Annotated in this window: 14 protein-coding genes; 6 read left to right on the top strand and 8 right to left on the bottom strand. The window is 61.8% G+C overall.

Annotation, left to right across the window (positions count from 1 at the left end; genetic code table 11):
• Window positions 1-105: 105 nt before the first annotated feature.
• The 3 genes from sucB to HMPREF2919_RS03640 form a co-directional block, all read right to left on the bottom strand.
• Window positions 106-1,788: a 2-oxoglutarate dehydrogenase, E2 component, dihydrolipoamide succinyltransferase gene (gene sucB, locus HMPREF2919_RS03630; protein WP_070666251.1), complete on the bottom strand. Its 1,683-nt coding sequence runs from the start codon at window positions 1,786-1,788 to the stop codon at window positions 106-108.
• A 191-nt stretch (window positions 1,789-1,979) separates the two neighbouring features.
• On the bottom strand, window positions 1,980-3,365 hold the full coding sequence (gene lpdA / locus HMPREF2919_RS03635; RefSeq protein ID WP_070666253.1) for a dihydrolipoyl dehydrogenase: 1,386 nt from the start codon (window positions 3,363-3,365) through the stop codon (window positions 1,980-1,982).
• 434 nt (window positions 3,366-3,799) lie between these two features.
• Window positions 3,800-5,296, bottom strand: a complete 1,497-nt coding sequence (locus tag HMPREF2919_RS03640; RefSeq protein WP_070666256.1) for a leucyl aminopeptidase — start codon at window positions 5,294-5,296, stop codon at window positions 3,800-3,802.
• Window positions 5,297-5,734: 438 nt separating this feature from the next.
• On the opposite strand from HMPREF2919_RS03640, the gene HMPREF2919_RS03645 reads away from it, so the two are divergent.
• From HMPREF2919_RS03645 to HMPREF2919_RS03655, 3 genes are all read left to right on the top strand, one after another.
• Window positions 5,735-6,640, top strand: a complete 906-nt coding sequence (locus HMPREF2919_RS03645; RefSeq protein ID WP_070666259.1) for a PAC2 family protein — start codon at window positions 5,735-5,737, stop codon at window positions 6,638-6,640.
• Between the two features lie 259 nt (window positions 6,641-6,899).
• Window positions 6,900-8,783, top strand: coding sequence for a metal-dependent hydrolase (locus tag HMPREF2919_RS03650; RefSeq protein ID WP_070666262.1), 1,884 nt, complete (start codon window positions 6,900-6,902; stop codon window positions 8,781-8,783).
• Window positions 8,784-9,178: 395 nt separating this feature from the next.
• The gene (locus tag HMPREF2919_RS03655) at window positions 9,179-10,564 is read left to right on the top strand and encodes an RNA polymerase sigma factor (RefSeq protein WP_049349549.1); all 1,386 of its coding nucleotides are present in this window, start codon (window positions 9,179-9,181) and stop codon (window positions 10,562-10,564) included.
• A gap of 492 nt (window positions 10,565-11,056) precedes the next feature.
• On the opposite strand, the gene HMPREF2919_RS03660 is transcribed toward HMPREF2919_RS03655, so the two are convergent.
• Window positions 11,057-12,202 (bottom strand): ADP-ribosylglycohydrolase family protein, encoded by a 1,146-nt coding sequence (locus HMPREF2919_RS03660; protein WP_070666267.1) that lies wholly within the window; start codon window positions 12,200-12,202, stop codon window positions 11,057-11,059.
• 227 nt (window positions 12,203-12,429) lie between these two features.
• Between HMPREF2919_RS03660 and HMPREF2919_RS03665 the strand changes: the two genes are divergently transcribed.
• The 3 genes from HMPREF2919_RS03665 (at window position 12,430) to HMPREF2919_RS03675 (ending at window position 18,571) form a co-directional block, all read left to right on the top strand.
• Window positions 12,430-13,650 (top strand): exonuclease SbcCD subunit D, encoded by a 1,221-nt coding sequence (locus HMPREF2919_RS03665; RefSeq protein WP_246824044.1) that lies wholly within the window; start codon window positions 12,430-12,432, stop codon window positions 13,648-13,650.
• Complete coding sequence (locus tag HMPREF2919_RS03670; RefSeq protein WP_070666269.1) at window positions 13,647-16,916, top strand: AAA family ATPase; 3,270 nt, start codon at window positions 13,647-13,649, stop codon at window positions 16,914-16,916. The genes HMPREF2919_RS03665 and HMPREF2919_RS03670 overlap by 4 nt, the downstream gene beginning before the upstream one ends.
• A gap of 65 nt (window positions 16,917-16,981) precedes the next feature.
• Window positions 16,982-18,571, top strand: a complete 1,590-nt coding sequence (locus tag HMPREF2919_RS03675) for an MFS transporter (RefSeq protein WP_246824045.1) — start codon at window positions 16,982-16,984, stop codon at window positions 18,569-18,571.
• A 174-nt stretch (window positions 18,572-18,745) separates the two neighbouring features.
• On the opposite strand, the gene HMPREF2919_RS03680 is transcribed toward HMPREF2919_RS03675, so the two are convergent.
• The 4 genes from HMPREF2919_RS03680 to HMPREF2919_RS03695 form a co-directional block, all read right to left on the bottom strand.
• Window positions 18,746-19,393, bottom strand: coding sequence for an MBL fold metallo-hydrolase (locus HMPREF2919_RS03680; protein WP_005505505.1), 648 nt, complete (start codon window positions 19,391-19,393; stop codon window positions 18,746-18,748).
• Window positions 19,394-19,402: 9 nt separating this feature from the next.
• On the bottom strand, window positions 19,403-20,494 hold the full coding sequence (locus HMPREF2919_RS03685; protein ID WP_049342155.1) for an S-(hydroxymethyl)mycothiol dehydrogenase: 1,092 nt from the start codon (window positions 20,492-20,494) through the stop codon (window positions 19,403-19,405).
• Between the two features lie 184 nt (window positions 20,495-20,678).
• The gene (locus HMPREF2919_RS03690; RefSeq protein ID WP_070666272.1) at window positions 20,679-21,698 is read right to left on the bottom strand and encodes an alpha/beta hydrolase; all 1,020 of its coding nucleotides are present in this window, start codon (window positions 21,696-21,698) and stop codon (window positions 20,679-20,681) included.
• An 84-nt stretch (window positions 21,699-21,782) separates the two neighbouring features.
• On the bottom strand, window positions 21,783-23,189 hold the full coding sequence (locus HMPREF2919_RS03695) for a YihY/virulence factor BrkB family protein (RefSeq protein ID WP_070666275.1): 1,407 nt from the start codon (window positions 23,187-23,189) through the stop codon (window positions 21,783-21,785).
• Between the last annotated feature and the right edge of the window lie 143 nt (window positions 23,190-23,332).

Below are 23,332 nucleotides of genomic sequence, written 5' to 3' on the forward strand. Positions count from 1 at the left end.
AACCGCCGCCTTTTTGCTCACCGTCCGGGAAAACCCGGAGAGCTACGCTCGGTTACCCATCAGGGCACCGCCACAAGGAAACTTCCTTGAATCTATGCAGGTGTCTTAGAGACCCAGCTCAGACTCGAAGTTTGCCTCCTCCAGGCGGGTCTTGAGGGTGTGCAGGAAGCGACCAGCGTCCGCACCGTCGACCACGCGGTGATCGTAGGTGAGGGACAGGTAGCACATGGAGCGGATAGCGATAACGTCGTTACCGTCAACATCCTTAACAACCATGGGGCGCTTCACGATGGAACCGGTACCGAGGATTGCAACGTTCGGCTGGTTGATGATCGGGGTGTCGAACAGTGCACCGAAGGAACCAATGTTGGTGATGGTGAAGGTCGAACCCGACAGCTCCTCGGGGGAGATGTCGCCGGTGCGTGCGCGGCCACCCAGGTCGCCAATAGCCTTTGCCAGGCCAGCAATGCCCAGGTCAGAAGCGTTCTTGATGACGGGAACCAGCAGACCCTTGGGGGTGTCCACAGCAATAGCGATGTTCTCGGAGCCGTGGTAAGTGATCTGCTTGTAGTCTTCGGTCATGGAAGCGTTCAGAGCGGGGTGCTGCTGCAGAGCCTCAGCGGATGCCTGGACGAAGAAGGGCAGGAAGGTCAGCTTAGCGCCCTCACGAGCAGCGAAGCCGTCCTTAGCCTTTGCACGCAGCTGAACGATGCGGGTCACGTCAACCTCGGTGACCTGGGTCAGCTGGGTGGAGATGTCCAGGGACTCACGCATACGCTTTGCAATAACCTGGCGGATACGTGCGGTCTTCTCGACGGTGCCACGCTTGGGGGAAACCTCGAAGGTGTGCGGTGCCTTTGCGGAACCAGCAGCCGGAGCAGCAGCTGCAGCGGGAGCAGCAGCGGCGGGAGCAGCGGAACCCTTAGCAGCGATAGCAGCCTGAACATCCTGCTTGCGGATGCGGCCACCAACACCGGTGCCCTTGACGGTGGACAGGTCGATGCCGTTGTCCTTAGCGAGCTTACGGACCAGCGGGGTCACGTATGCTTCGCCCTCAGCAGCTGCCGGAGCGGCAGGTGCAGCGGGAGCTGCAGGAGCTGCAGGAGCTGCGGGTGCAGCCGGAGCAGCAGCGGGTGCTGCAGGAGCTGCGGGAGCCTCAGCAACCGGAGCGGGAGCAGCCGGTGCAGCAGCAGCGGAAGCGTCGCCGATGATAGCCAGAACCTGGCCAACCTCTGCGTCCTCATCCTCGGGGATGCGGATCTCGAGCAGGGTACCTGCTACGGGGGAGGGAACCTCGGTGTCAACCTTGTCGGTGGAAACCTCAACCAGGGGCTCGTCAACCTCAACCTGCTCGCCAACTTCCTTCAGCCAGCGGGTAACGGTGCCCTCGGTGACGGACTCGCCCAGTGCGGGCAGTACGACCTCGATGCCTGCAGCAGCAGCTGCGGGAGCAGCCTGAGCAGCAGCGGGTGCAGCGGGAGCCTCAGCAACCGGAGCGGGAGCTGCGGGAGCCTCAGCAGCTGCGGGAGCAGCCGGAGCAGCAGCGCCGGAACCGTCGCCAATGATAGCCAGAGCAGCGCCAACCTCGACGTCCTCGTCCTCGGGGACGAGAATCTGCTCAACAACGCCTGCTACGGGGGAGGGAACCTCGGTGTCAACCTTGTCGGTGGAAACCTCAACCAGGGGTGCGTCAACCTCAATGGTGTCGCCGACCTCAACGAGCCAGCGGGTAACGGTACCCTCGGTCACGGACTCGCCCAGTGCGGGCAGTACTACGGTGTGGGACATAATCTTTCCCGTTCTCCTTGTGAATGCTTGAACTAGAAAAATGTGAGCGGCGACCCGGATGCGCGCCGTATGCGTCAAAGCACGTCGACGCGCATCCAGATAGGGGCGTTGTTCAGCGGACACGCCCGGCAACCGCTAACGACCAACGGTCGTCAATACTAAGCTGACGCGCTAACGCCAGTCAGCAAAATTTATGCGCTGTGCAGCGGGGTGCCGTTCAGGACCATTGCAGCCTCACCCAGGGACTCGTTCTGAGTCGGGTGTGCGTGGACGAACTTAGCGACGTCCTCGGGGAATGCTTCCCAAGCAACCCACATCTGAGCCTCACCAATCTGCTCACCCATGCGCTTACCAATAGCGTGAACACCAACGATGGGGCCGTCCTTCTGGCGGACAACCTTCACGATACCGGTAGCACCGAGGATAGCGGACTTGCCGTTACCAGCCAGGTTGTACTCAGCGGTCTCAACGTTCTCAGCGCCGAACTTCTCCTTAGCCTTGGGCTCGGAGTAACCAACGGAAGCAATCTCCGGGTCACAGAAGGTGACCTTGGGGATGTTGATGTCCTCAACAACGGTGGGGTTCAGGCCAGCGATTTCCTCAGCAACGAAGATACCCTGCTGGTAACCGCGGTGAGCCAGCTGAACGCCGGGGACGATGTCGCCAACAGCGTAGATGTTGCCCACACCGGTGTGCAGACGCTCGTTAGCCAGGACGAAGCCGCGATCCATGGGGATGCCCTGCTCCTCGTAGCCCATGTTTGCAGTGTTCGGGCCACGACCAACAGCAACCAGAACGATCTCTGCCTCGAAGACCTTGCCGTCAGCCAGAGTGACCTTAGCACCGTTAGCGTCCTGCTCAACCTTCTCGAAGAGGGTGCCGGTGTTGAACTTGATGCCGCGCTTCTTGAACGCACGCTCCAGAACCTTGATGATAGCCGGGTCCTCGTTGGGAACCAGGTTCGGCAGGCCCTCGATGATGGTGACGTCAACGCCCATAGCGTTCCACATGGATGCGAACTCGCAACCAATCACGCCGCCACCGAGCACGATAGCGCTCTTGGGCAGGTAGTCCATCTCCAGTGCCTCGGTGGAGGTCAGAACGCGACCCTCAATGGGCAGACCGAAGGTCTTGGAGACCGAGCCGGATGCCAGGATAATGTTCTTACCCTTGTACTCAACACCACCGACGGTGATGGTGTCCTGAGCGGTCAGCTTACCCTCGCCGGGGATAACCTCTACGCCCTTCATCTTCAGCAGGCCTGCAAGACCCTTGAACTTACCGGAGACGATGCCGTCCTTGTAATCGCGAACCTTGCCCATTTCGATGGACTGCAGCACAGCGTTAACGCCAACCTTGGACGCCTCGCGTGCCTCTTCTGCCAGCTCAGCAGCGTGCAGGTACGCCTTGGTGGGGATACAGCCAGTGTGCAGGCAGGTGCCGCCGACCTTTTCCTTCTCGATCAGGCCGACGGTGAAGCCTAGCTGGCGTGCGCGAATAGCTGCAGAGTAGCCAGCGGAACCGCCGCCGAGGATGAGGATGTCGAATTCTTGAGCCACGATATTGCTCCCTTGCATAGTTGTGGGGGCTAAAGACCCCTGCAATGAGTTCTTTACCAATTTATTGGTAGGTTCCTCAGCATGCGCGAAAGGCCCGCGAGCTCGAAAAGTCGCGCGCCCCTCCGCGTACGCAGAAAAACACTTAATACAACAATACCCCCGTTGAAGGTCGTTTAAGTTCACTCAGGGCGGTTTTAGCCGATTAATCGCCCAAACACCGCAAATTTTTCACAACTCAAGAAAAGGCACGCGTCATAGAACAGCCAGATAACAGCCCCACCGCAGCGGTCGTACAGAACGCACCCTCGAAAAGACGCAGAGGAGGGCTCCCCGGTAGAAGTACCGGAAAGCCCTCCTCAGATCAGCTCTATGCTCTATGCTATGCGGCCGCACACCAGATAAGGGGCACCAGTTAGGATGCTCCAGTTAGGGCGCGCGCCCAGCCAAGCAGACTACTTAGCGTACGACTCGATGAAGTTCACCAGGGTAGCGGTACCGAAGCCGGTACCTTCCTTCGGGGTGAAGCCGTACGGGGACTCCTCATTGAACGCGGGGCCCGCAATATCCAGGTGAGCCCAGGGGATGCCCTCGCCCACGAACTCCTTCAGGAACAGGCCCGCAGTCAGCGCGCCACCGTAGCGGGAACCAATGTTCTTAATGTCAGCAACGGGGGACTCCAGGCTCTTACGCAGGTAGGACTCCAGCGGCATCGGCCAGTACGCCTCACCCGCAGCAGCACCGGCTGCAATCACACGGTCACGAATCTCCTCGTCACCGAGCAGAGCCGCGGTGCGCAGACCCAGAGCAGCCATAGCGGCACCGGTCAAGGTAGCGATATCCAAGATGACGTCCGGGTTCGACTCAGAAGCCAGAGCAATACCATCAGCCATGACCAGGCGGCCCTCAGCGTCAGTATTCAGCACCTCAACGGTACGGCCATCACGCATGGTGATAATGTCTTCCGGGCGCAGTGCGTGACCACCGGGCATGTTCTCAGCCAGGCACAGGTAACCGGTCACAGCAACCGGCACATCCAGCTCAGCAGAAGCAACCACAGCGTTCAGCACGGATGCGGCACCCGCCATATCGCACTTCATGGTCATCATCGAAGCGGCAGGCTTCAGCGAGTTACCACCGGTATCGAAAGTAATGCCCTTACCGACCAGAGCAACGTGAGCCTTCGGGTTCTCCGGGGTGTACTTCACAACGGCAAGAACCGGCTTGCGAGGCGAACCCTGACCAACACCGGAAATGCCGCCGAAGCCCTCCTCAGCCAGGCGATCGTGGTGGAACAGCTCAATCTCAATATTTGCGTAATCCTCAGCGACCTCAGCAGCGAACTCAGCGAAAGTCTCCGGGTACAGGTGCGACGGAGGCAGGTTCACCAGGCGGCGAGCATCCTTAGCGGTCTCACCCAGAACCAGGGCGTGAACCAGAGCCTCCTCAGCCTCTTCCTGGTCAATCGAGGAAACAATCAGAATGGAATCGATCTCTTCCTTAATCGAGTCCTGAGTCTTGCCGCGCAGGCCCTCCTCAACGAAGTTACCCAGCACGGCGCCGTGAGCAATAGCCTCAATTTCCTCTACCGAAGAAACACCGAAATCGAAAGCAATCTCCTCAGCAGAACCAACCAGCTGACGAGCCGCAGAACCAGCCGCGTAACGCAGAGCGTCCAGACGCTCCTGACCCTCAGCAGTATCAGAGCCCAGACCTGCCAGCGCCACAATGCCGGCACCGGTGTCCTCAAGGCCGGGCAGACGCAGCAGCTGATCGGGGGCACCCGAGGCGCCCAGCGCCTCCAGCAGCTCGTTAATACCCTCAACAGAGTCCTCAGACAGGGAGCTCGGCGCCAGGTACGCACCGTCCGAACCCTTCAAAACGCCCAGAACCAGAACGTCAGCTTCGAGCGCTTCAAGGTCGGTGCTGTGAATAGACAGAGACAGAGACATCGTTACTCCTTTGCGTATGTCTTCTCAAAATAGCCGGGGCACATCCTCGCGCCCGAAAAACTCAACTGTAGGCCCTCGAAGAGTGAGGATGAATACCGCCGCGCAAAGCCGCGCGGACTACTGCTTCTACTCTACACGGATATGTAAGAGGGCGTGAGGTTCAGCTCTCACCCCCCCCCAAACAGCTTGCGGGGCAGAAAAACACACAAGAAGCCGAGCTGTAGCGTCTTAAGAACGTCGACGAGACACCAAACAAGTTCACCTACTGCGAGAAAAGCCCGCACACTGTCGAGACAGGGCAGTAGTGGCATAAAATGAAAGACTACGGAAAGCGTCAGATAACAGAAGACGCCCCTTCGCCCCAACACCTCGGGTACCGGCAGAAAACACTAAGCCCACCCGAACGCGACGCGAACCAGACAGAAGTGAGGAGGCGTAATGCTCAACCCCGAAGATCTCTACTTAGCCAACACCAAAATATTGGACGACCCCAGGATGCACGGGCTAACCCTCGTCATCGCCCTCTCCAGCCCGCAAGACGCAGGCTCCACCGCAGGGCAGCTCGGGCAGGTGCTGCTCAGCGAACTCAAAAATATTGAAATCGTCGAGTTCGACAGCGACCAGCTGCACGACTACCGTGCCCGCCGCCCCTTCATCCGCTACGAACAAGACCACTTCGAAAAGCCGCAATACCCGCAGCTGAAGCTCTACGCCGTAGAAGACAGCCTTGACAAGCCGTTCCTGCTACTCACCGGTGCCGAACCGGACCTGCAGTGGCAGCGCTTCGAAAAGGCGGTGCTGACCATCGCCCAGCGGGTCAAGCCCTCCCTGGTTGTGCTGGTCTCCGCATTCCCCATGCCGGTGCCGCACACCCGCCCCTTCCCGATTACCGCGCACGGCTCCCGCAAGGACCTGATTCGCGGTATCTCCCCGTGGAAGCCCAGCGCGGACGTGCACGCAACCGTCACCAACCTGCTGGAAGTGCTCTTCACCGAAAACGGAATCGACACCGTCGGCTTCGGCGTGAACATTCCCCAGTACATTTCGGAGGCGGACCTGCCGCAGGGCACCCTCACCGCCCTCGAACACGTGGGTATGGCAGCGCACCTCTCCCTACCCACCGAGAACCTGCGCGAAGCCGCACGCCACGTGCACAGCCAGATCAACGATCAGGTCAAGCAGAACCCCGAAATTGGTCGCATGATTACGACCATGGAGGAGAACTACGACGAGAACTTCCGCACCTCCGACATTGCGGTTCCCCTCTCGCGACGCGACGCGCACAACGTGCCCAGCCGCGACGAGATTGGTGCGCTCTTCGAGCGGTTCCTCGACGAACAATAGATGTGGGCGAACAATAGGTGCGCGCAATAGGGGATACCGTCCGTCGGATACCGCCCGCCAGATAGTGCGTGCCAGATAGTGCGTGCCAGATAGTGCGTGACAAATTATGACGCGGCACCCCGCGCCGCTGTGGACAAACCTCGGCGCACAAACGAACAATACGAATAAATCTGTGGAACCAACGGACACATGAACCGAAGTATCCACAGATTTATTTGTTTAACCCCGTACCCCGCGCAAACCATGCCACCGTGAAGGCATGAACGCAAACAATACCTCCAACGGCAATACCCCCAACAGCGACCACTTCCACAACGAACACTTCCACAGCGGCTACGACACGCCCCCGCCCATCCGCAACGAATACGACGTGCTCAGCTGCGCCCTCCACCAGCACGGCTACTGGCCCGACCACTCACTCATCATCCTCACCGCAACCGATGACACCCTCGGCCCCAGCCTGCGCGTCAACCTACCCGACGAACCCTGCACCCACAGCGAACGTGCCGACTTCCTGCACGAAACCTTCACCAAACTCCCCACCCGTCACAACGGCGAAACCCTCACCCGCTTCTACGCCATCATCATCGACGGCGACAACACCGTACGCCAACGCCAACTCAACCCCGACACCGCGCAACTGGCCGCCATCGAAGAAATCCAACAGGACGTCGACACCCAAATCCCCATCAACGCATGGCTCCACCTGCTCCACGACCCGCGCATCGTCAGCGAACTACGCTGCGAAGATGTCATCTACGCAGGCGGCGCCAGCATCTGGGCGCTCAACCCCGAACAGCAAGCGCTCACCCTCCTCGCACCCATCGAAGAAATCCGCCACAGCAGCTACTACACCTGGCTCACCCGCCACGGCGACACCATCGCCGACACCGCCCAACACAACTACGCCCACAGCCCCTGGGACACCGACCCCACAGCCAACCCCGAAACCCGCCACGACTGGGAAAACGCCGTAGAACTCTGGGACCACACCCACACCACCCGCCACGACGAAGCCCGCCAGAGCGTCCGCACCATCTACCGCCAAGCCCAAATCGACCTCTGCTACTGGGACGCCGCCATCAACGCCGCCGCGCACCTGCTCACCACCCACCCGGTCGATAACGCGGGCAACCCCATCACCGGTGACGCGCCCACCATCGGCGACGCACTCCGCGAACTCATCCCCGCCGAAATCGCCGGGCACCTACGCGCCTCCATCGCACCCGCAACCCTCAACCCCATCACCGCCGAAATGCTCACCTACCTCGCCGGCTACGGGCTCAACCACGCCCAAAAAGCGCTCGCCTACCTGCACTACTCCGCCCAATACACCTACCACGCCTTCGGCGGCGAATACCCCAGCCCCGACCGCGCGCCGCTCGAACCACCCCGCTACGGCACCCGCATCACCCGCAAAACCTACATCCCCGCCAGCTTCACCCACGCACTCAGCGCCACACCCGGTACCGAACAGGCACACGTACGCGCCGTGCCCGAAAAATGCGTGCAATGGCAAGACTGGATCCGCCGCACCCACCGCACCATTCAGCAGAGCCGCAGCATTCAACAGAACCGCAGCAACCAGCACACCAACCTCAACGGCTGGGCACTCGAAAACCTCACCCCCGCCGACCTCGCCAGCGCCGCCGAACTCAACACCATCAGCCGCGACCTGCTCCCACGCCTCGAGGAACACCCCAAAGACCACAACGCCCACAACAAACTCGAAAACCTCAAACAACGAATCGACGAAAGCTGCACCAACAGCGAATACCTCACCAAACACCACGCCGTCTACACCCACTACCTCAACGCCCTCAAAGGAAAACTAGACAGCCCCCACTGGGCACGCCTCAACGCACTCGAACTACTCACCAGCCTGCTCACACCCCACAGCACCGACGGAGAATACGCCGAACTACGCAACACCCAAGCCTGGGCCAACTGGTACAAGGGCTACAGCACCTACGCCCGCATGCTCCGCCAAGAAGCCCACCGCCACACATTCGGAAAGGACCTCAACATCCTCGATGTACACCTCAACGCAGGCAACCTACCCGCCTGGATCAAATACACCATCTGCGGCGAACCCGGAACACACCGCGAACCCATCAGCACCCTCAAACCCCGAAAACCTTAAAAGCCCGGCACCTAAAACCGGCACCTAAAAGCGAGGTACAAAACGAGGGAGGGGCGCGCCACCGGGCACGCCCCTCCCGCACACAGCCGCACTCACCCAAAACCAGGCCCACAAGCCACCCAAACAGCGCGTCAAGTTGAAAGCAACCAAAAATCTGCAATACTTATATATTGACCCCGTACAGTCAATGCGCTATAACGCGCCCTCAAACCGCTCCACACAACGAGCAACGGAACCCTGCAAACCGCCCAACGCACGCGGAATAAAACCCGCCCCCACAGCGTTAAACCGGATAAACGCAGCAAACACCCCGACCGAGGACGCCAGCACAGACTTGACAGGGTCTTAGGTGTTTTGCAAACAAAACACCCCACCACAAGCCAGAAAGGGTTCTAGTGGCACCTGCAACCAGCAAGAAGACCGTGACCGGCGACGCAACCGAAGAAACCGTCGCAAAAACCACCACCAAGACCACCCGCACCAAGAAGGCAACCACCAAAGCCGCAGCGGCAACCGAAGACACCACCGGCGCAACCGCCGAAACCGGTGCTGAAACCACTGCCGAAACTACTGCCGAAACCGAGGCAGACAAGCCCAAGCGCACCCGCAAAACCACCACCACCACCAAAACCGCAACCAAGCGCAAGACCGGTGGCCGCCGCAAAAAGAGCGACGACGAATTCGACCTCGGACTCGACGAAGAACTCGAAACCACCGACGGCGAAGACGAAACCGACGAAGAAGACGAAGAAACCGCAGCCAAAATAGAAGAAAAGAAGGCCGCAGAAGCAGTAGCAGCCAAGGGCTCCGGCTTCGTCCTCACCGCAAACGACGACGACGACGCACCCGCACAGCGCGTCGTCACCCCCGGCGCAACCGCCGACCCCGTCAAGGACTACCTCAAGCAAATCGGCAAAGTCTCCCTGCTCAACGCACAGCAGGAAGTCGACCTCGCCAAGCGCATCGAAGCAGGCCTCTACGCCGAACACAAGCTCGCTGAAAACCCCGACATGGACAAAGACCTCAAGAAAGCCCTGCGTTGGGTCGTCCACGACGGCAAGCGAGCCAAAAACCACCTGCTCGAAGCCAACCTGCGACTCGTAGTCTCCCTCGCCAAGCGCTACACCGGCCGCGGCATGCTCTTCCTCGACCTCATCCAGGAAGGCAACCTCGGCCTCATCCGCGCCGTCGAAAAGTTCGACTACTCCAAGGGCTTCAAGTTCTCCACCTACGCAACCTGGTGGATCCGCCAGGCCATCACCCGCGCAATGGCAGACCAGGCCCGCACCATCCGCATCCCCGTGCACATGGTAGAAGTCATCAACAAGCTCGCCCGCGTGCAGCGCCAGATGCTCCAGGACCTCGGCCGCGAACCCACCCCCGAAGAACTCGGCAAGGAACTCGACATGACCCCCGAAAAGGTCATCGAAGTCCAGAAGTACGGCCGCGAACCCATCTCCCTGCACACCCCCCTCGGTGAAGACGGCGACTCCGAATTCGGCGACCTCATCGAAGACTCCGAAGCAGTCGTCCCCGCAGACGCAGTGTCCTTCACCCTTCTGCAGGAACAGCTCCACTCCGTGCTCGACACCCTCTCCGAGCGTGAAGCCGGCGTGGTCGCAATGCGCTTCGGCATGACCGACGGTCAGCCCAAGACCCTCGACGAAATCGGCAAGGTCTACGGCGTGACCCGCGAACGCATCCGCCAGATTGAGTCGAAGACCATGTCGAAGCTCCGTCACCCCTCGCGTTCGCAGGTACTGCGCGACTACCTGGACTAGTACTCCGACTACCAACAACGGCGCACCGGTTCCCGCTCGCGGGGGAGTGCCCCCTCTGCGGCGCCGGGGCGCCTTGAGGACGGAGCCCCCGCTACGCGTGACCGGCTACGCCGTAAGGTTTAGTTTCGCTAGTTCTAGCACATACAGAAAAGGCTCTCCGACATACCGGAGAGCCTTTTCTGCTACTTATATGCGGTTGGAGCGACGGCTTGTGGACGATGCTCGCGGGGGAGTGCCCCCTCTGCGGCGCCGGGGCGCCTTGAGGACGGAGCCCCCGCTACGCATGTCCGTTGCGCCGTCAAAGTTCAGTTCCACAAGGGCTGAGTATGTCAAGTTGGCTTTGCGGGCGATGCACGTTATGCAGTTCCGTACAGTCGGCTCGCGGACGATGCTCGCGGGGGAGTGCCCCCTCTGCGGCGCCCCAATAAGTAAATGAGCCAGCCGCCTTGAGGATGGGGCCTCCGCTACGCATCGCCGCTGCGCCGGGTACTGCTACAGTCCCAGCTGGCGCAGATAGCGTTCCGCCACCGCCTCCACCTGATCCAAACCGCGCACACGCCCCAGCGCCTCTGACCAAGCATCAGCCTCATCGCCACCCACCGGGAAACCAGCCGCCGCCCACAACGCCGCCGTCATCGCACCCACCGAATCCGAATCCGAATCCACCGACACCGCACGGCACAACCCCTCAAACAGGGCACCACGCACCGTCGCATCATCAGCATCAGCCGGCAGACTCTTCACAGCATCCGCCGCGCACCAGAGAGCCACACCCAACAGCTCAGGCGCCGTCCAACCCGTACCAAAATGCTCCGCCACAGCCTCCGGCACCGGCACCGTACCGCCCTCCAGCAGCTCGACGGCACGACTCAGCGCCGCCGCCGTACGCGAAGCATCACCCGGAATCGAATCATCCGCCGCCACCGAACCACACCACGACAGCACACGCCGCGCCGCCTCTAACAATGCATCAAACGAGCCAGCCGGAGACGCCAACAAATCACGAACCAACAACGCATACGCCGCCGCCGAAGCCAACGCCTCCGGATGCCCATGCGTCAACGCCGCCGCACGCACCGCCAACAAAACCACCGTACGCTCCTGCGCTACCGGCAACACACCCAACGCCGCCGAACGCACCAACGCACCACTACCCAAAGCATCAGGATTCAACGACTTCGACACCAACTGCATCTCACCCGAACCCAACGCCCGCAACGTCGCCGCACCCGGACCACGACGAGCCGTCAACTCCGACGAACCATCAATCTCACGATCCAACGAAAACGGCGCAGACTCCGGCAGAACCTCACCAATACCGCGGAACCACCGCAAATACGCCAACCACAAACACGCCAACTCATCCGCCGCCGCGCCCTCATTATTCCACTCCAAAACCTCAGTCAAAGCGTCCAGCGTGAAACACGTCAGCTGCGTATCATCACTGACCAGCAGCTCACCAAACGCCGAATCCCACGGCTTAGGGGCACTCTCCGCAATCTGCTCAGCCGACAACAACTCCAACGGATAACCCAGCGCATCACCCAACGCAGACGCACGCAACAAACTGCGCACCCTGCCCGCAAACTCAGCCGAAACCTCAGGTGCACGTGTGAACTCAACAGAAGAAAAACTCATAGGGCGATTATCCCATGTGCGTTCAGGATGCGCGGGGGATGTATCGGGCGGCTTCGTGCTCATGCTTGCGGGAGGGGAGATGTAGCAGGCGGCTTCGTGCTCATGCTCGCGGGGGAGTGCCCCCTCTGCGGCGCTGGGGCGCCTTGAGGACGGAGCCCCCGCTCCGCATGAGCACCTACGCAGTGGTGGGTTCCGACCCCTGAATGACGAACTGCGAGGCGCAAAACATGACGCAGTGCCATACTGAAACCATGAAGATTCTGCACACCTCCGACTGGCACCTCGGCCGCACCTTCCACCGCAGCCCCCTCACCCGCGAACACCAGCAGTTCATCGACGAACTGCTCGAATACGTGCACGCCGAAGGCATCGATACTCTCCTCATCAGCGGCGACGTCTACGACAGCACCATCCCCACCGCCGAAAGCACCACCCTGCTCGACCAAGCACTCACCCGCCTCATGCGCGCCGGCGTGCGAGTCATCCTCAGCTCCGGCAACCACGACTCCTTCCGCCGCCTCAGCTACGGCGCCGCCTTCTTCGAAGCCTCCGGCGTGCACCTGCGCACCAGCCTCGAAGACGCTACCCGCCCCGTCGAACTCACCGACGGCACCTTGCGCGTACACGTCTACGCCATCCCCTACCTCGCGCCGCGCCTCCACGCCACCGCCCTCGGCGTAGACCCCACCCACCACGCCGTCCTCGGCGCCGTCACCGACGCCATCCGCGCCGACGCCGCAGAACGTCACGCCCGAGGCGAAGGTGCCGACCGCATCATCGTCATGAGCCACGCAACCGTCAGCGACACCACCGGCAGTGACATCGCCGCCAGCGCAGACACCACACCCCGCAGCGACTCCGAACGCGACATCAGCGTCGGCGGTATCGACTGGGTACCCGCCTCCCTCTTCGACGGCTTCGACTACGTAGCCCTCGGCCACATCCACAAGCGCTACCCCGTCACTCACACCATCCGCTACAGCGGCTCCCCGCTCGGCTTCTCATTCAGCGAAGAACACAACCGCAACGGTGCCTACCTCATCGAACTCAACCCCGGCGAAGAGCCCGCCATCAGCAGCCACGAATGGGCAACCCGCGTACACATGAAAACCCTGCGCGGCACCATGGAGCAGCTACTCAACAGCCCCGAACACACCGACTACGAACACGGCTACTACTGCCGCATCGAACTCACCGACGAAACCCTACCCGTCGGCGCCGTCGACCGCCTGCGCAGCCGCTACGAAACCATCTCCCACTTCAGCTACCGCAGCACCCAACCCGCCGCCGAAAAACCCGTCGCCGTGCCCCTCACTCGCGACGCCGACCCCGTCGACACCTTCGACCAATTCCACCAATACGTACGCAACCGCCCCCTCACCAGCGAAGAACGCGACGTCATCACCACCCTCAGCGACCACATCAAAAGCCACAAGGACAACGCATGATCCTGCACACCCTCGAATTCGAAGCCTTCATGGCATACCCCAAGCGCCAAGAAATCAACTTCGACACCCTCAACAGCGCCGGCGTATTCCTGCTCAACGGCCCCACCGGCGCCGGCAAAACCACCATCCTCGACGCCATCTGCTACGCCCTCTACGGCGAAACCAGCAGCGACCGCGAATCCGCCAAACTGCACTCCACCTACGCGGCACACAGCGGCACCAAACCGCGCGTGCTGCTCGACGTGACCCTCCACGGCAAGCGCCTGCGCATCGACCGCACCCCCGCCTACAACAAGCCCATCACCCGCGGCGCCCGCAAAGGCCAGATGCGCGAAGAAAGCGCCAAAGCAACCCTCGCCGAACTCGCACCCGGCGCCGACCCCGCCGACGAAAAAGCCTGGACCCCCATCTCCAGCAGCGTCGCCGAAGTCAACCGCACCATCGCCGAACGTACCCACCTGACCAAAGAACAATTCCTCAAAGTCGTACTCCTGCCGCAGGGTCAGTTCGCGCAATTCCTCAAGTCCAAGCCCAAAGAACGCAAAGAACTGCTCAAAAAGATGTTCCCCGTCGAACACTACGAACAGCTCTTCGCCGCACTCACCGAAGAAGCGAAAACCGCCCAGCAGGAAGTCGCCCAGGACGAAAACACCCAGCGCGGCTACCTTGAACGTGCCCGCGTAGAAATGCTCGCCCTGCAGTCGCTACTGGACGCTGTGGATTCGGATGCTGAGGAAGCTGCGGAGGCGGGCGAGGAGACTTCCGAAAACCTCACCACTGAGAACGTCACTGCCGAGAATGTCACTGCCGAAACCCTCGACGCATGGGTCGCCGGCGGAGTAGAACGCGCCCGCGAAACCTCCGCACGCGAAAAGCAGGAGCAGCAGCGCCTCACCGACGAAGCCGACCGGAACACTCGCCTACTCGCCGAACGCGCCCAGCTGCAGGCCGACTGGCGCGAATACGAGCAGCTCTGCGAGCGCCGTACCCGCCTGACCGAACGCGCCGATGAGCATAAGGCGCAGCGTGAAGAGCTGGCGCAGGCGCGTGCTGCCGCGCCCCTGCACGCGCAGTACGCGCAGGTCCATGCCGAATCGCAGGCGCTCGCCGCCCGGGAACAGGAACATTCGGCGTGTGCTTCCGCGCTGGAGGAGAACGGCCGCGCCCTGCTTGCGGCGCTCCGCGATGAGGAAACCGCGGAAGACGTCACCTTCCCCGAAGAGACGACCTTCGCCGCGCTCCCGGATCTCGAACCCGCCGAGCAGGAAGCCCAGCTCGAAGCGCTCCTCGACACCCTGCGCGCCCTGCAGAAGAAGGACGCACAGCTTACCGACGAGGAAGCTGCCGTTGCCGCCCTGCTGAAGCAGGCTAATGCCCTCGAGCAGGACAAGGCGCGTGCCGAAAAGACCCTGAGCGACCTGACCGCCGCCGCCGAGCAGCTTGCCGAAGAACTCGCCGGCTACAGCACCGCCGACGAGGAGCGTACCCTCGCCGCGCACCTGGTCACCGAGGCGCAGCAGAAGCACGATGCAGCCCAGCAGATGCAGCAGAAGCTGGATGCCGCCTCCGCCGCGGTTGCTGCGGCCCAGAAGCAGAGCAAGCGCACCGCCACCGCCGAGCAGAAGGCACAGGAAAAGTGGCAGGCTTCGGCTCAGCAGGCGCTCGCCGCTACGGAGGAGTTCAAGAACCTGCAGGTGCTGCGCCTCGCCCAGGCGTCCTCCCTGCTGGCGCGCGAGCTCAAGGACGGTGAACCCTGCCCGGTCTGCGGTTCAGTGGAGCACCCCGCTCCGGCGCGGATTGCCGAGGGCGAGCAGCTGGTTGAGCGTGCCGACCTGGACGCCGCCAAGGAGCGTGAAGACAAGGCACACAAGCAGGCGCGTACCCACGAACTGGCTAAGGATCGGGCAACCAAGGCACACCAGGAAGCTTCCGAGGCGCTTGCCGCCGTCCGCACCCAGTACGAGACCCTGGCTGCCCAGGGCGAATGCGATGTTGAGCAGACTGCCGCCCAGCTGCAGGAGGCGCAGACCCGCCTCACGCAGGCTCAGTCGCGCGTGACGGCGCGTGACGGCGTGCAGGCGAAGGCTGAGCGGGTGCGGGTTGAGCTGCAGAAGGCTCAGGAGGCGCTACGCACCATCGAGGGCGCGGCGGTTGAGGCTCAGACTCGTCACCGTGACGCTGCGGCGCGCTGTGAGGCGGCTGCGGCGCAGTTGGCGCCTGCGCGTGCGGCGGTGGGTTTTGCGCAGCGTGTTGAGGCTGTGGAGGGCTACCGTGCGGCGCATCAGCGTCTTGCTCGTGCGGTGTTGCTGTTGGGGCAGGCGCGTGAGCGTCATGCTCTGGCGGCGGCGCAGGCTGAGCGTTTGCTGGCTGAGTCTTCGTTTGAGAGCGCCGAGCTGATTCATGCGGCGGTGCGCACCCCTGAGCGCGTCGACGCCCTGGAACAGGCTGTTGCCGCGTATGAGTTGGAGCATGCCCGCCTCCTTGAGGGCTTTGGTCGTGAGGCGATTGTTGCGGTGGCGGCTCGTGCCGCCGCTGGTGAGCAGGCACCGGATGACCTGCAGGGCGTGCGTGAGCAGGTTGAGCAGTTGCGCGCGGCGGTTCACCGTTTGACTCTTCGTGAGGGTGAGCGGGAGAGCATGCTGCGTTCTTTGCATGTGCTGCGTGGCGAGTATGCGGCGTTCCGTGCGAAGACGGCGCAGCGTTATGACCGTGCGCAGATGTTGGCGAACCTGGCGGCGGCTGCCCGCGGTGACACGCTGGGCGGCTATGAGCACCAGGTTGACCTGGTGAGTTACGTGCTGGGTGCCGAGTTTGAGCGGATTCTGCACTCGGCGTCACTGCACCTGGATCGCATGAGTGAGGGCCGCTACGGCATGGTGTTCAGCGATCACCGTGCGAAGGGTAGCCGTTCCGGCGGCGGCCTGAACCTGGAGATTACTGACACCTGGACGGGCGAGCCGCGTGAGGCGTCGTCGCTGTCCGGCGGCGAGTCGTTCTTGGCGTCGCTGTCGTTGGCGTTAGGTCTGGCGGAGGTCGTACAGGCGAATAACGGCGGCATCGAGCTGGACACCCTGTTCATTGATGAGGGCTTCGGCACGTTGGACGCTGAAACTCTGGACATGGTGATGGGCACGATTGAATCTCTGCGTGATAGCGGCCGCACTATTGGCCTGATTTCGCATGTGGAGGAGATGAAGAACCGTATTCCCGCCCAGATTGTGGTTGAAAAGGGTCAGAACGGCTCGTCGGTGAGGGTAAACTCCTAGTAGGCATAAATTCGCTTCCGGGCTGCTGTTGTGGCATGTCCGGCGGCTTATTCGTGAAAGAGATGATGACCTCGACACCTCAGGACAGGGACCCGAACTCAACGTATCGTGTGGAACCTTCGGCTGATGCGCGCGCTAACGCATCCGCGCCGGAGGTTCCTCCGCGCACCATGAAGGTGGCACCCGCCTCCGATTCGCCGGATAAGTCGTGTGCTTCGGGCACGGGTATTCCAACGGTTCCGGGTACGTCCTTGACGGATGTGGTGCGCAGTAACGACCACGTGTTGCAGGAGTTGCCGCCGCGACCGGTTCCTACTGCGGATGAGGTTAATACGAACGCCTCGGTGCCGGATATTTTGCGTCAGCATTGGGCGTTGTTCCTGCGTAACGGTAAGGAGCAGCGTTACCATCTGCGCGGTGTGCTCCGTGATGAGGGCTTTGCCCGTAATGTGTTGACGATTCTGTTCCATATTCCGGCGGCTTCTTCGGCGTTTGCGCTGTATATTCTGTTGGCGAGCCACCTGGGTAGTGTGCATGATGGCGGCTATGCGGTGGCGGCGTTTGCTGGCGCGTATTCGGTGCAGATTATGCTCGGCCCGATGCTGGTGCGTGCCCTGGGTTTGAGGGCGTTGCTGGCGATTACGTCGGTGCTGAATATTGCTGCGGTGCTGAATATGCTGGTCATTGGTTGGCGTTTGACGGTTGACCCGAATAACGTGAGTACGACATACCATGCGCTCTCTTGCGTGGCGATGGGTTTTACGACTCCGCCGTGGACGCCGTTTGCGTTGGAGTCGCTGTACCGCCGCAACTATAAGTACAGTGATGTTCGCTTGTCGACAGCTGTTTCTTGGGGGACGACGGCGAACCTGTCGATGTACCCGCTGGCTGCTCTGCTGGTGCGGCTGGGCGATGCGTACCTCACCCCGAATCATGAGTATGCGGGCTTCTGGATCACGATGATTCTGGATGCGCTACTGTTCATTGTGGTTCTGGCCGCGCCGATGTGGCTGCCGGATATTTCGCGTATTCGCATGTCTCCGCCGAAGAATCTGGTCCGTCCGAATAAGCAGACGGTGGTGTTGATTCTTGGTCTGGTGCTGCTGGGTGCGTGTATGGGCGCGGTCGGTTCGGGTCTGCTGGGCTTCTCGCTGATTCACGGTTCGATGAACCTGTTCATGGCGATGGTTGCGACCGGTACCGGCGCGATGGTGCTTGTGTCTTTCCCCGTGGTTTTGGGTGCCCGTTCGGTGAACCCGTGGCATGGTTGGTTGGTGAGCGGCGTTCTGCTGATTATGGGTGCCCTGTATTTGCCGGCGAGTGATGATACGTCCACGATTTTCTATGCGTTGGTGCTGTGTGGTGCGGTGCTGGGTGTGGCGTTTGGCGGTCATGAGCTGTGGCTGAACCGTTCGCTCAAGCATATTCCTGATGCGCAGGCGAGCTTCTTTACCCGCTCGATGCTGGGTATTGGTCTTGCGATGGGTAGTATGTGGGGCGGCTATATGGGTGACGCTCCGTATTACCGTAATGCGTTTATGGTCCCGGTGATTATTGCGACTCTGTATTTTGCGTTGGGTCATTTGTACGGCTACCTGTGGCGTGAGGAGCATGAGGAGCAGCTGACTCCTCTGTCTGAGACGGCACGTAGCTAGTTCGGCGTGTGGCTAATTCAGTGCACTGCTAATTCGGTGCGCGGCTCGACCGAACGCATCTGAGCTTGAGCGTTGTGAGCGCATACTAAAGGCGGATGCCCCGCCACCTTCTGCAGGTGGTGGGGCATCCGCCTTTTTGTGTACCGGTTTTTACGCCTCAGCGAGGCTGCCGGTTTAGTGACCGCGCTTGATCCATGCAGGAAGCTCGGGCGCCTCCAGACCGATGCCGGTGCTGTCACCGTGGCCGGTGAGGACCGCGGTGGACGCGGGCAGGGTCAGCAGGCGGGTCGAGATTGACTCGATGATGGTGTCGAAGTCGCTGTAGGAGCGTCCGGTTGCGCCGGGGCCGCCGTTGAAGAGGGTGTCGCCGGAGAAGACGACGCCTTCGCTGTTTTCCCAGCTGAGGGTGGGTGCGTAGAAGCACACGGAGCCGGGGGAATGGCCGGGGGTGGCGAGGACCTTCAGTTCGGTGTCGCCGATGCGCAGTACATCGCCGTCAGCGAGTTCGTGGTCGAAGTCCCAGGAAGGGTACACCATTTCCCAGAGCACACGGTCTGCGGGGTTCAGGTAGACGGGTGCGCCGAAGCGTTCTGCCGCCTCCTTGGCGCTGCGGATGTGGTCGTCGTGGGCGTGGGTCAGCAGAATCTTCTCCACGGTGCGGCCTGCGACGGTGCGGGAGATCTTGTCGACGTCGTGGGCGGGGTCAATGATGATCACGGAGGAGTCATTGCCGATGATCCAGACGTTGTTGTCGACGTCCCAGCAGCCGCCGTCCAGCGAGAAGGTGCCGGAGGTGACGACTCGTTCAATACGTTCGCTCACGCTACGCTCCTAGAGTTCCACGACCGAGCGCAGCACGCGGCCGGTCTTCATGGTTTCGAATGCTTCGTTGACGTCTTCGAGGCGGATGCGCTCGGAGACGAAGCTGTCCAGGTCGAGGCGGCCGAGCAGGTACTGGTCCACGAACTCGGGGAAGTCGCGGGAGGGCAGGGTGTCGCCGTACCATGCGCTCTTGATGGAGCCGCCGCGGCCGAAGACCTCATCCAGCGGGATGTCCCAGGTGGCGCCGGGTGCGGGCACGCCGACGAGGACGACGCGGCCTGCCAGGTCGCGTGCTTCGAATGCCTGCTTGAAGGTGGGGGCGACGCCGACAGCGTCAATGACGAGGTCTGCACCGAAGCCGCCGGTGAGTTCCTTGATAGCCTCAACGGGGTCGACCTTGGAGGAGTTCACGGTGTGGGTTGCGCCGTGCTCGCGTGCGCGTGCCAGCTTCTCTTCGTCGACGTCGACGGCGATGATGGTGGTTGCGCCACCGAGCTGTGCGCCTGCGATTGCTGCGGTGCCGACGCCGCCGCAGCCGATGACTGCGACGGATTCGCCGCGCTTGAGTTCACCGGTGTTCAGCACAGCGCCCAGACCTGCGGTGACGCCGCAACCGAGCAGACCGATGGCTGCGTACTGTTCGGGGCTGATGTCAGCGGTGATCTTGGTGCACTGGCCGGCTGCGACGAGGGTCTTCTCCGCGAAGGAGCCGATACCCAGTGCGGGAGTGAGTTCGGTGCCGTCCTCGAGGGTCATCTTCTGGGTTGCGTTGTGGGTTGCGAAGCAGTACTGCGGCTGGCCCTTGCGGCATGCGCGGCATTCGCCGCAGACTGCACGCCAGTTGAGGATGACCAGGTCGCCGGGGGCGATGTCGGTGACGTCATCGCCGACAGCCTCGACGATACCTGCGGACTCGTGGCCGAGCAGGTAGGGGAAGTCCTGGCCGACGCCGCCGGTGACGTAGTGGTGGTCGGTCTGGCAGACGCCGCAGGTGAGGACCTTGACGAGTGCTTCGCCCTTGCCGGGGTCGGGTACGTTGATGGTGGTGACGGTGACGGGTGCGTCCTGGGCGAGGGCTACGACAGCCTTAACCTTGTGCATGGTGCTCCTTTGCTGAGGCACGGTTGAGGTTCAACCGCAGATAAAGGTTTTTTGATACGTTCCCATTCTAAGAGCTAAGGCATACCTGATGCACCCCGGGGCTGAGCGTGAAGCCCCCAGGTGAATGTGACGTTTTATGACGTTGTAACTCAACCCGCCCGGAACCCGCGTAGCCTGCGGCTACTTACTCTGCCGCCTCCACCTCTGCCGCAAAGGCGAGCGCACCGCGTCGGAACGCGCCCGAGGTCAGTGCGTTCACGTGATCGCGGCCGGGCAGGGAGATGAAGCGGTTAAGCGGATTGTTGCCGCGCACCATGTCGTAGAGTTCCGCTCCGTCGGCGGCGATGGTGTCCGCGTCACCGAGTACCACCGCAACGGGTACGCGCGGATGCGCGCCCGGGTGACCGGCAGGTAGGTTCGGGGATCCGGCACGCAGGGCGGGCACGTCGAAGAACGGGCCGAAGGGAATCCGCACGAACTTCAGCAGTGCGTCGGGCTGAATGGGGGAGTTGTCAATAATCGAGGTGAAGGAGGCAATCGCCTCGTCGGTGGAGTCCGCCGCCGGGGTTTCACTATCCGCCGTGACGCTGGTTCCCTCGTGCGCTTCGAGCATGGAACGCAGGGTGATGAGGTGGTCGTGTAGGGGCAGGCCGCCCAGGGTGAGGGATGCGACCGCCTCCGGGTGGGTGAGGGCGAGTTCCCAGCCGACGCGCGCGCCGAAGGAGAAGCCGATAACGTGCGCGCGGGGCTCCAGCTCAACGCCGAGGTCGTTCTCGGTGGCGACGGTGCGCAGCAGTTGGGCGAGCAGATTGGTGAACAGGTGCATGGGGGTCAGCGGCTGACCCGCCGCATCGACAGGGGGCACCGAATCGAACGGGATTGTGCGGCTGCGCACGCCCGTGTTGTTGGGGAGCTTGCAGTCGATGGCGTGCATGGACTCGGGGTCTTTGAGGTATTCGTCTGAGTGGTAGGGTAGGGTAACGATCAGCACGGGGTATCCGGCTCGCAGGTATTGGCGGATCCAGCTGGTGCCGCCGTAGAGCTGCTCGCCGCGGGTGGCGAAGCCGTGAATCATGAGGGCGGGGACGCGGCTTTTGAGTTGCTGCGGCTGGTAGAGGGTGTACTCGAGGTCGGGCATGGTAGTGCCGGGTACAACAGCATTTGGTACGGCAAAGGGCGCGGGAGAGAATTCTGCACTGGTCATAGTTCTATCTTAGTGACCAGCGCAGGGTTTCTGTCCTGCGCCCTTAATCAGGTTGAAGCGGTACGCGCTCAGCTGAGCTGCCGTTTAGTTCTTCTTCGCCGCACCGTTCGAACTATCGGTGCTCAGGTCGAAGAGCGCATCCTGCTGAGAGTCAGCCTTTGCGTTCGCATCTGCCTTTGCCGCGGTTGCCTCAGAAGCCTGAGCCCCAGAAGCCTGAGCCTCGGCGGTATCAGCCTTCGCCTGCTTCTTCTGCAACTGTTCCTTGCCGTTGTCGAGTCGTTCCTTGCCGTCGGCAATGAACGTGCGAATCATGGTGGTGTTAGTGTCCACCGCCTTCTGCACGCGATCCGCAATGGAGGGGCCCTTCGGCTTGGGGAGCATGCCCTGGCCTGCCGCCTGCTGCTGCAATTCGCGTCCGGCGGACATGAGGCGTTCCTGGCGTGCCTTCAGTGCACGCGATGCGGAGGTGCTGCGCGGCTGCACCTTCAGGTGGCCGTGGTCGTCATCGCCAGCGATAATCTGGCGCATGAGCATGATTTCGGCGTCCAGATGCGCGCCGAAGAGAAGCATATTGTTCATGATCCAGATGAACAGCAGCATCACAATCACACCACCGATCAGGCCGTAGGTGGCGTTGTACTTGCTGAAGTTGTTGGCGTAGAGGGTGAAGCCGAATGCGCCCAGACCCATGCCGAAGAGGGCGAGTGCCGCACCGGGGGAGAGCCTCCATGCCTTGTAACGGCGCACGTTCGGGGTGGCGGCGTAGAGTAGAGTGATCAGGGCGATTGCCATGAACAGAATCAGCACCCAGCGGCCGTTCAGCCAGATGAGCTTGATGAGCTCCATATCCACGGTTTCGGGTACATACCGACCGACCATGTCCAGGACGGTTACACCCAGCAGCATCATGAGCATCATGAGTACCACGAGGATGATAATCACGGCGGTGACGAAGACGTTCAGCGGCTTGAGAATCCAGCCGGGGCGGCCTTCACGCACGTTGTAGACCGTGTTGAGAGCTCGGCCGAAGGATCCGGTGTACCCGGAGGCGGACCAGAGCGCACTGAGGATACCGGTCAACAGCACCAGGCCTGCGCCATGGTCGCCGGTAATCTGCTTGATGGGGTCTTCCATAATGGCGTACATCTGGGCGGGCGCGTTGTCCTTGAGGAAGGCGAGGATGACCGCGGCGCTTTCCTCACCGTGACCGAATACGCCCAGTAGGGAGACGATTGCCAGCAGGGCGGGGAAGATGGACAGCACGGTGAAGTAGGTGAGTGCTGCCGCCATGTCGGTGCCGCCGTTTGCGCCGAATTTGTAGATGGCACGGCGCAGAATGTAGAGGATGCTGCCCTTGGGGAAGTCGCGCAGCTTGACGCTGACGTACTTGGGGTCAGCGGGCTTCTGCTTGCGGGAGAAGAGTCCGCGTCGAGCTCCGGCGGGTACCTGGGTTGAGGAGGTGTCCGTGGAAGAGCCGGTGTGTGCAGCCAATGGGGCTCCTTGAATGATGGGGTGTACACAGTGGTGCGCCTATGAGCTTCAGTGTGTGGGCGCACAGAAGGGGCGAGGAGAACAATGAGCTGTCCTTCCCGCCCCTGCGGTGACATTATAGGGTTTTCTAACCCTCCCGCATT

Origin of the sequence: Rothia sp. HMSC068E02 (assembly GCF_001813565.1) — a bacterium.
In the GTDB taxonomy this organism is placed as follows: domain Bacteria; phylum Actinomycetota; class Actinomycetes; order Actinomycetales; family Micrococcaceae; genus Rothia.